This is a genomic window from Paenibacillus solani, from assembly GCF_001277345.1.
Lineage (GTDB): Bacteria > Bacillota > Bacilli > Paenibacillales > Paenibacillaceae > Paenibacillus_AQ > Paenibacillus_AQ solani.
Map to the genome: position 1 here is coordinate 188,978 of NZ_LIUT01000002.1, position 8,778 is coordinate 197,755.

Annotated in this window: 7 protein-coding genes and 7 tRNA genes; all 14 read right to left on the minus strand. The window is 47.0% G+C overall.

The window, feature by feature from the left end; translation table 11 throughout:
- Positions 1 to 115 precede the first annotated feature (115 nt).
- On the minus strand, positions 116 to 1,342 hold the full coding sequence (locus AM231_RS17340) for an acyltransferase (RefSeq protein ID WP_053490626.1): 1,227 nt from the start codon (positions 1,340 to 1,342) through the stop codon (positions 116 to 118).
- Between the two features lie 183 nt (positions 1,343 to 1,525).
- Positions 1,526 to 2,032 carry an acyltransferase gene (locus AM231_RS17345; protein WP_054403804.1) on the minus strand — a complete coding sequence of 169 codons (507 nt, stop codon included), beginning with the start codon at positions 2,030 to 2,032 and terminating at the stop codon, positions 1,526 to 1,528.
- A gap of 13 nt (positions 2,033 to 2,045) precedes the next feature.
- Positions 2,046 to 2,696: a pyrophosphatase PpaX gene (gene ppaX / locus AM231_RS17350; protein WP_054403805.1), complete on the minus strand. Its 651-nt coding sequence runs from the start codon at positions 2,694 to 2,696 to the stop codon at positions 2,046 to 2,048.
- A gap of 7 nt (positions 2,697 to 2,703) precedes the next feature.
- Complete coding sequence (lgt, locus tag AM231_RS17355; protein WP_054403806.1) at positions 2,704 to 3,837, minus strand: prolipoprotein diacylglyceryl transferase; 1,134 nt, start codon at positions 3,835 to 3,837, stop codon at positions 2,704 to 2,706.
- Positions 3,838 to 3,856: 19 nt separating this feature from the next.
- A complete protein-coding gene (gene hprK, locus AM231_RS17360) occupies positions 3,857 to 4,795 on the minus strand; it encodes an HPr(Ser) kinase/phosphatase (RefSeq protein WP_053490630.1) in 939 nt (312 codons plus the stop codon).
- 428 nt (positions 4,796 to 5,223) lie between these two features.
- Complete coding sequence (locus AM231_RS17365) at positions 5,224 to 6,348, minus strand: ABC transporter ATP-binding protein (protein ID WP_053490631.1); 1,125 nt, start codon at positions 6,346 to 6,348, stop codon at positions 5,224 to 5,226.
- Positions 6,349 to 6,455: 107 nt separating this feature from the next.
- On the minus strand, positions 6,456 to 7,667 hold the full coding sequence (locus AM231_RS17370; protein ID WP_054403807.1) for a PucR family transcriptional regulator: 1,212 nt from the start codon (positions 7,665 to 7,667) through the stop codon (positions 6,456 to 6,458).
- A gap of 141 nt (positions 7,668 to 7,808) precedes the next feature.
- A tRNA-Lys gene (locus AM231_RS17375) sits at positions 7,809 to 7,881 on the minus strand.
- A 7-nt stretch (positions 7,882 to 7,888) separates the two neighbouring features.
- Positions 7,889 to 7,973 (minus strand) — tRNA-Tyr (locus tag AM231_RS17380).
- Positions 7,974 to 7,985: 12 nt separating this feature from the next.
- Positions 7,986 to 8,058: transfer RNA gene (locus tag AM231_RS17385), tRNA-Phe, on the minus strand.
- A 206-nt stretch (positions 8,059 to 8,264) separates the two neighbouring features.
- A tRNA-Asp gene (locus AM231_RS17390) sits at positions 8,265 to 8,341 on the minus strand.
- A gap of 13 nt (positions 8,342 to 8,354) precedes the next feature.
- Positions 8,355 to 8,430, minus strand: a tRNA-Thr gene (locus AM231_RS17395).
- 23 nt (positions 8,431 to 8,453) lie between these two features.
- Positions 8,454 to 8,529 (minus strand) — tRNA-Val (locus tag AM231_RS17400).
- 58 nt (positions 8,530 to 8,587) lie between these two features.
- A tRNA-Met gene (locus AM231_RS17405) sits at positions 8,588 to 8,664 on the minus strand.
- Positions 8,665 to 8,778: the final 114 nt, after the last annotated feature.

Genomic DNA, 8,778 nt, shown 5'->3' on the forward strand with positions numbered 1-8,778 from the left:
TCATTGTAACACATGAGCAAGCAGGATTGCCGTGCATGTCTACGTGGATAAGACGGATTTATAAAGCAAAAAACCGCCCGGCTGCCCGGACGGCTTCTATAGTTAGACATGTTCATTAGAGATCAACTGATTTCTTACTATCCCCCGTGACGATATCTTTTTTCTGTGAAGGCGTTGATGGTGCTTTAGGCTTCGGCTTCAGTGAGCGCGGAACGCTGCCAAGCAGCATCCAGGAGCCTGGAACCCACCGGAACACCAGCTGGACGACCACCGCACTGACAATCAGTGCAGTCACCATACCGCCATACACCCAGATCAGATAATCATCGGTTACCGGATTCAGCTTGAGATCATATTTTCGATACAGGAACAGCCACAAAGGATGCACCAGATAGATGGCAAAGGATACTTCACCAATTCTTGTGAGCGTCTTGACGAGGATCTTCCAACCACTGTTATACAGCCAGCTGGACAGCTGCATCAATACAAGCGCGGAGAAGACAGTATGCAGATTCCATAACAGTTCGTATAGCAGGGAATCATATTTAGCCCCGTGCAGCCGCTGATTGTACCAAATCTGTACATGAGACAATGCCATGGCAAGCCAGCCTGCCCATAACACGATAGTGCCTACTCTTTGCCGTACCGTTTGTTTACTCCAGGCGGACGTGAGCCAACCTTTAAATTTATCATAATTCATAGCCAGATAAGCACCCAGCATATAATAGGCTAGATAGGAAATAGCCAGGCTTCCTTTAAACGCATATTGCAGTTCGTATTTATTCCATATGATGAATCCCCACTGGAGCAGAAAACCAATCGGAACCGCCCATCTTACAAGAAAACGGGACGACTTGAACAGCTTGAGGAAAATCGGGAACAGGATGTAGAACTGCAAGCTGATAAACACGAAATATAAGTGCGTATAGTTCTGACCCCGAATCAATCGTTCAAAAAACAGCGGCAGATTTGCCCATAAATCAAACGAGCTATTCAGCAGCCCATTTTGGTACATCCGAACAAAGAAATAAATAATCGAGAACAACAGATACGGCAGCAAAATGTACAAGAGACGCCGTTTGTAGAAGTTTTTGATCAAATCCTTGGTCAGCGGCCGGTCCGCATAGTTATAGAACAGCACAAAGCTGCTCAAGAATATAAACGAAGGCGTGCCGTACTTAAAGAAAATATTCAAGAAATTAATAATATAATAGAATCGCGAATCAATCGCATCTACTGTTGCAAATGAAGTCGCATGAACGTGAAGCACGCCCAGGATAGCCAGTGCGCGATAAATATCGAGCTGCGGCAGCCTCTCCTTTTTATTCAGCGTAGCACTCATGTCAGGCGTCGCCTCCTTTGATTTCATATTTTCATAGAGTGAGTGGAGTTATTTAGATAGACGGGCAAAAAGTCCCGCAAGGCCATTCATACCCAGGGGACTGTTCATCGCTTCGTGTCATGTTATCCTCTACACATTCTACAATAATTTCAGCAGCTTGAGAACCTAACTTGTCACATTCCCTCAAATTGACTCGTTTTCCGTCGACGTCCTGCTCAGCTCCCGCAATGGATTTCCGCCTACGAACGTACCCGGTGCCACATCTTTATGTACAACGGAACCTGCAGCAACCACCGCTCCATCTCCGATCGTTACTCCAGGCAAAATCGTGGTATTCGCGCCGATGAGCACGTTTTCCCCGATCCGCACTTCACCCAAACGATATTCCTTGATTAAATACTCATGTGCCAGAATGGTTGTATTGTAGCCGATCACCGAATTCTCGCCGATGGTAATGTGCTCCGGAAAGAAAACATCCACCATCACCATCAAGCCAAAAGCGGTATGACGCCCGACCTTCATTCCGAGCATGTTGCGGTATATCCAATTCTTCATCGGCAGGATCGGGCAATAGCGGGCTAGCTGGATGAAGATAAAGTTCTTAACACCCTTAAACGGGCTTACAGTCCGGTAGATTTGCCATAGTGCGTTGGGCCCTTCTACGGGATAACGGGTAACCTTCCTGGCCATGCCACCAAAACTCCTATTCCTCTTGAAGTCCTATGATCCCGTACAGATCTCTCATATCCTTCAAAATAAAGTCCGGGCTGTATTCCATCAGTTTCTCTTCGCCCTTCAGAGACCAAGCAACAGCGGCAGCCTTCACGCCCGCCGCCTTCGCAGACTGAATGTCGACCGGACTGTCACCGATCATCAATGTCGTTGCCGGATTGGCGCCCAGACGCTCGACTGCAGTCAGAACAGGCTCCGGATGCGGTTTTGGATGTTCTACATCGTTTACCGTAACCACCGCCGACATGAAGCGCTCAAGATCAAACTTCTCCAAAGTCATCATCGTAGATGGACGAATCTTCGTGGTGACGATTCCGAGCGAAAGTCCATGATGATGCAGACGCTCCACGACTTCATTCACATGGGGAAATGGCTTGACCATTTCGTCATGATGAAGCGTATTGAAGGATCGGTAAGCTTTCACAAGCGAATTCACATCTTCTACGCCGCCTGAAAATGTCTGCAGCTGTTGTTCGAGCGTAGTACCCATATGCGGAATAATCTGCTCTCTTGTTAACGGCCCAGGTGCCTGGGCCTCAAAGACATGCAGAAATGAAGAAATAATTAATTCATTAGTATCAATAATAGTGCCGTCCAAATCAAACAGTACGGTTTCGATCATGCTGCAACTACTCCTTTTTGTCCTCCGTATCCGGTTTTATTACCGGAGTGTCTTCGGTCCGGTTTGATCCCGCTTCTGTATCTTGGCTCTGCATGTGCAACTTTCCGTCAGCCGGTTCGCCTGCCTTCTGAACCTGACCTGCATTCTTCTCAGAAGCTGGCACAGATGGTTTAGAAGCATGATGAGCCTGGAGATCCGCCTCCGGTGTAGGGCCTGCTCCCGTCTTGGTGTTCACGATTGGATCTGAATATCGAACTTGGGCACGGCCTGTTACACGGCGTACAATAATCAATACGATGCCGCCAATGACAATCAGAATAGACAGCAGCTGTGAGATTCGAATATTGCCATATGCCGGGTCCAGATGGCCCAGCTCAAAGCCCATCCAAGTCATAGGTGCCCATAACACGTTATTAATCAAGTCAGCAACTCCGGTAGAGCCCTGGAATGCCAAACTATCGGTACGCAGCGCTTCAATAAAGAATCGACCGATTGAGTACCAGATGAAATATCCAATGAACAGCTCACCAGCACGCAAGAATTTTTGTCTCCGGATAATCATCAAAAGAACGATCCCTAACAAATTCCAAATCGATTCATATAAAAAGGTAGGATGATGGAATACCCCTTGTACATTCATCTGATTCACAATGAAATCAGGCAGATGCAGCTCCCCTCGCAAGAAGGAGTCGCTGACAGGACCTCCGTAGGCTTCCTGATTCACAAAGTTGCCCCAGCGGCCAATCATCTGACCTACCAGCAAGGAAGGCGCACAAATATCCGCTATTCGCCAGAACGAGTAGCCTTTTTTGCGGACAAAGATCAATGCACATATAACGGCACCAATAAGGGCACCGTATATGGCAATGCCGCCATTCCATGTTTTGAATACATCCAGGAAGTTATCCTTATAGTCTTCCCATTTAAAAGCTACATAATAAATACGCGCACCTATGATAGCGGAAGGAACGCCAAACAAGACCAGATCCATTAAAAATTCCTGTGGAACACCAAAACGCTTCCCCTCGCGAATAGCCAGCAGCAGACCTGTTAAAGCACCCAGTCCCAAAATCAAGCCATACCAATGAACACGCAGTGATCCGATGGAAAAGGCCACCGGATCGAGCAGCAATGTTTGCATTACACTATCCCCCCTCGTTCTAATCCAAATCGTCCATATCTTCAGCGATCGTTGCCGTCAGCTTGTTCGTAAACTGCAGGGCAGCATTCAGACCCATTTGCTTCAATCTGTAATTCATGGCTGCCACCTCAATAATTACGGCAAGGTTACGTCCTGGACGAACCGGAATCGTGACCAGAGGGATATCTGTCTCAATGATTCGCGTAGTCTCTTCATCTAACCCCAGACGATCATATTGTTTATCCTGCTGCCAGGCTTCCAATCGAACAACAAGCGTAATCCGTTTATTATTCCGAACAGCACCTGCGCCGAATAGTGTCATTACATTAATAATGCCGACTCCCCGAATTTCCAGCAGATGGCGAATCAGCTCAGGCGCTGTTCCATGAAGTTGGAAATCGGAGGTTTGGCGAATCTCCACCGCATCATCTGCAATTAATCGATGTCCGCGTTTAACCAGCTCCAGCGCGGTCTCACTTTTCCCGATGCCGCTTGAGCCTGTGATCAGCATGCCTACGCCATATACATCACACAATACGCCGTGAATGGTTGTAGTCGGTGCTAATTTACGCTCCAAGAAACTTGTGAAACGGCTTGTCAGAATCGTTGTTGCCATGCTGCTGCGCAGGATAGGCAATCCTCGCTCATTCCCGAGCTGAACCAGCTCCTCTGGTACTTCCAGGGAACGTGTAACGACGATACAAGGCGTTTCATCTGTACATAGACTGCGCATCCGTTCTATTCGCTCTTCCGGCTTCAACATGCCGAAGAACGCCAATTCTGTACGCCCCATAAGCTGAACCCGCTCACGCGGATGGTATTCAAAATAACCGGCCATTTCCAATCCCGGGCGATTCAGATCGTCCGTTGTAATCTGACGTTTCAGTCCTTCCTCACCTGCGATGACCTCCAGCTGAAACTGCTGGACCAGCTCAGACACCTTTACTTTCTTGGCCATGGTTTACCCCTCTTCTACCATTGTATGTTGAACATCTGCAAGCGAAGCCATCAAGCGATGGCTTGTTGTGATGAACGATTTCATGGTCGATAATCTACATGTTCTTCCCTATATCTATGCCAGTGATCTAACTGCTCACCGATATGTATGAACATGCTTATGTATGCCGTGCTTTGTGCTTATCTTATCGAAAAAAGCCGTTGAATGCAATTCTCTCCGCTCTCTTTCAGAGAGATTGGATTCAGGGGCCGGTGACTTTTTGCTCCTCTTACTCGTAGCCATCTCAATATATGTAACGGTTATTGCTTCGAGAATAATTCGTCCCCTCTTCATAGAATGAAGGCTGGTAATATACTGCATCTGCTATATCGCTAAAAAAACCGCCCCCAATTAGGGGCGGTTTCCTTTAAGATATCGAGTTACTAAGATTAGTCCTCAATCAATACGTTCAGTTCGGACTCTTTATCGAAGATATGAACTTTGTTCATGTCGAGTGCCAATTTCACTTTGTCGCCTTCGCGAGTAGTCGAACGTCCGTCTACACGGCCGATAACTGTATCTGTTCCCAAGCCACTCAAGTACAAGAGCATTTCGTGACCAAGGTTCTCGGTTACGTCAACTTTAGCATTGAAGACTGTGTTCGGGGAGGCTTCCAGGAATACTGGCTCTTCATGAATATCTTCCGGACGAACACCCATAATTACTTCTTTGCCGATCAGGGATTTGTTCTTAAGCAATTGTGCTTTACCGCCTGGAACTTGAACGTTCAGGCCTTGGGAAGTGAAGAATACTCCACCGTTCTGTTCTGACAATTTACCAGTGATGAAGTTCATGGTTGGGGAACCAATGAAACCTGCAACGAACAGATTGTTCGGGTTGTTATACAATTGTTCTGGGGAATCCGCTTGTTGAATAATGCCATCCTGCATAACAACGATACGGTCACCCATCGTCATAGCTTCTGTTTGGTCATGCGTTACGTAGATACAAGTGGTTTCAAGACGCTTAACCAGCTTCGTAATTTCGGCACGCATCTGACCGCGGAGTTTCGCATCCAAGTTTGAAAGCGGCTCATCCATCAAGAAGACTTGCGGATCACGGACAATCGCACGGCCCAAGGCCACACGTTGACGCTGACCACCGGAGAGAGCCTTCGGCTTGCGCTCAAGCAGATGCTCGATATCCAGGATTTTAGCTGCGTCACGTACACGTTTATCGATTTCGTCTTTCTTCACCTTACGGAGCTTCAAACCGAATGCCATGTTTTGGTATACGTTCATATGTGGATACAAAGCGTAGGATTGGAATACCATCGCGATGTCACGATCTTTAGGTGCTACATCGTTAACAACACGGTCGCCAATGTAAAGTTTACCTTCAGAAATTTCTTCAAGACCTGCGATCATACGCAGTGTCGTAGACTTACCGCAACCGGAAGGACCTACCAATACCAAGAATTCTTTATCTTTAATATCCAGATTAACGTCAATTACAGTTGCTTTATCTGCACCTGCATACTTCTTGTAAATATGCTCTAAGCGTACACCAGCCATGTGCATTTGCCCCCTCATATGAATGTTATGAAATCGAATACAATTAATTATAGTCTTATATTACCCCATAGGCACCTGTCTTGCTATACACAATCTGCACAAAAATCCTATTTCCTTTTCGTTACTTTATACAATAAGAGGGTTATTTTCACTAATACCGCATCGCTGAAGCTCCGCACATCAAGACCGGTCTCTTGCTTGATCTTGTCCAATCGATATAACAGCGTATTACGGTGGATGTATAGATGCTTAGCTGTCTCGCTGACATTGCAGTCCAACTCAAAAAAAGATTCCAATGTCGATAAGGTCTCGCTATCCTCAAACAGTTCGGTATGCCCCGCCGCATACTCCCTCAGAAACTGATTTCGTTGGTATTCCGGAATGCTATAAACGAGACGCTCTAAATGAAGACCTGTCGACAGATGAATATGCTCCTTAACCTGAAATGTACGGCCAATTGTCATCGTTTCCCGCAATAAACTAACCGTCTGCGGCAAAGCATGCAGCGCATGTATGGAAGGTATGGCCGAAATATGGAAATCCCCCACCCATTCTGTCGAAATCAGTTCATAGAGTCCCATACAGAATAAAGACAACAAATCCTGGTCGCCATCCTGAGATGCCTCTTCCTTATCATCTGACGTGATGCCATTCAGTAATTCTTGTTTCGCTAGAATTATCCATTCTTTATCATGTAAAGGGACAAGAAGGATATCCCCGTCAAAATAACTGCGCAGCAGACGATGCAAAGCTTTATAACTTGGGCTAGATGCGTGCTCGCTCCCATTAATTAAAAGAAATGCGACCATTTCCTCTGTAATGCTTGTCCGAGCCTGTAATTCATCCGGCAATTCAGCAAGCAGCTCACCGGCATGCAGCCGCTCTTTGATCCATGCACCCAGCTGCAGAGCAAGACGTTCCTCTTCAACCTTACCGTTAGGCTTAGCCGCAGCTCCCTGCAGTGTATCTTGAAGGCTCGACAATAAAAGAGTGATAAGCCCCATCTCCGATTCCGTTAGTGCATCTCGCCGTGCTGCGATCACCCGGGCAGCTTCTTTCGAGCTCGGATTCACCGGAAACCAGACCTCATCTAGTGTCTTATGGATATAAACTCCATCCGAGATAGATATGGGAGCGGTAATGCTATCTCCACGTTTATTGGATTTTGTGGTCTCTTCCCCATTCCCCTTAATAATACGACTGGAAGCCGCTTTAGACTCAGTAAGCCAAGCCGTCTCTTGGGCATTTAGGGTTTTTAAGACGAGTGTCGTACCTAATGTCTCTTCGAGTTTCTGAACGATGTGCTCCATCTCCACCATTGATGACCCCACCACTTTATTGTTTTTTCTTATTTTAGCATATCATCTTGGACAAACCACAATTCCTTCTATAATAAGTCAATGGATTTAGAGAAAAACAAACACAAAAAGAGCCGTCAACAACGTTGACGACTCTTATGATGAGCCATGAAGGACTCGAACCTTCGACACCCTGATTAAAAGTCAGGTGCTCTACCAACTGAGCTAATGGCTCTTAGGAATGGTGGAGGCTGATGGATTCGAACCACCGAACTCGTAGAGAGCAGATTTACAGTCTGCCGTGTTTAGCCACTTCACTAAGCCTCCAGGATATAAAGGTGGCTCGGGACGGAATCGAACCGCCGACACGAGGATTTTCAGTCCTCTGCTCTACCGACTGAGCTACCGAGCCTTATGTAGTAGATACTAAAGATAAAGTGCGGAGTATGACACTTCCTACTTTATCTTGTGAAAAAACCACATTATTTATTCTCATTAAATAAGAATGGCGGAACTGACGGGATACTCTCTCTTCGTTCGAGACTGCGAAGTCTCTGCTAACGAAGCTTTGCTCCGACGAACCCATTATGGATTCTCATCCCTGAAGCTTATAAAGAATGGCGGAACTGACGGGATTCGAACCCGCGGTCTCCTGCGTGACAGGCAGGCATGTTAGGCCTCTACACCACAGTTCCGCATAGATAAAGATGGTGCCGGCGAGAGGACTTGAACCCCCAACCTACTGATTACAAGTCAGTTGCTCTACCAATTGAGCTACACCGGCAAGGTGAGATAATAAAATATACATGGTGGAGGCTGAGGGGATCGAACCCCCGACCCTCTGCTTGTAAGGCAGATGCTCTCCCAGCTGAGCTAAGCCTCCAGGTATGTATGGTAGCGGCGGAGGGGATCGAACCCCCGACCTCACGGGTNGGTATGTATGGTAGCGGCGGAGGGGATCGAACCCCCGACCTCACGGGTATGAACCGTACGCTCTAGCCAGCTGAGCTACACCGCCATATAAACCTAGGTTGCATTTCAAGTTATTCAAATGGCGGAGAGAGAGGGATTCGAACCCTCGCACCGCTTACGCAGTCTAACCCCTTAGCAGAGGGTCCCCTTATAGCCACTT

Bases quoted from the DNA above. Each gene is read 5' to 3' on its own strand.
- lgt (WP_054403806.1), bottom strand. From the start codon at position 3,837: ATGCAAACATTGCTGCTCGATCCGGTGGCCTTTTCCATCGGATCACTG.
- AM231_RS17340 (WP_053490626.1), bottom strand. From the start codon at position 1,342: ATGAGTGCTACGCTGAATAAAAAGGAGAGGCTGCCGCAGCTCGATATT.
- ppaX (WP_054403805.1), bottom strand. From the start codon at position 2,696: ATGATCGAAACCGTACTGTTTGATTTGGACGGCACTATTATTGATACT.
- hprK (WP_053490630.1), bottom strand. From the start codon at position 4,795: ATGGCCAAGAAAGTAAAGGTGTCTGAGCTGGTCCAGCAGTTTCAGCTG.
- AM231_RS17370 (WP_054403807.1), bottom strand. From the start codon at position 7,667: ATGGTGGAGATGGAGCACATCGTTCAGAAACTCGAAGAGACATTAGGT.
- AM231_RS17345 (WP_054403804.1), bottom strand. From the start codon at position 2,032: ATGGCCAGGAAGGTTACCCGTTATCCCGTAGAAGGGCCCAACGCACTA.
- AM231_RS17365 (WP_053490631.1), bottom strand. From the start codon at position 6,348: ATGGCTGGTGTACGCTTAGAGCATATTTACAAGAAGTATGCAGGTGCA.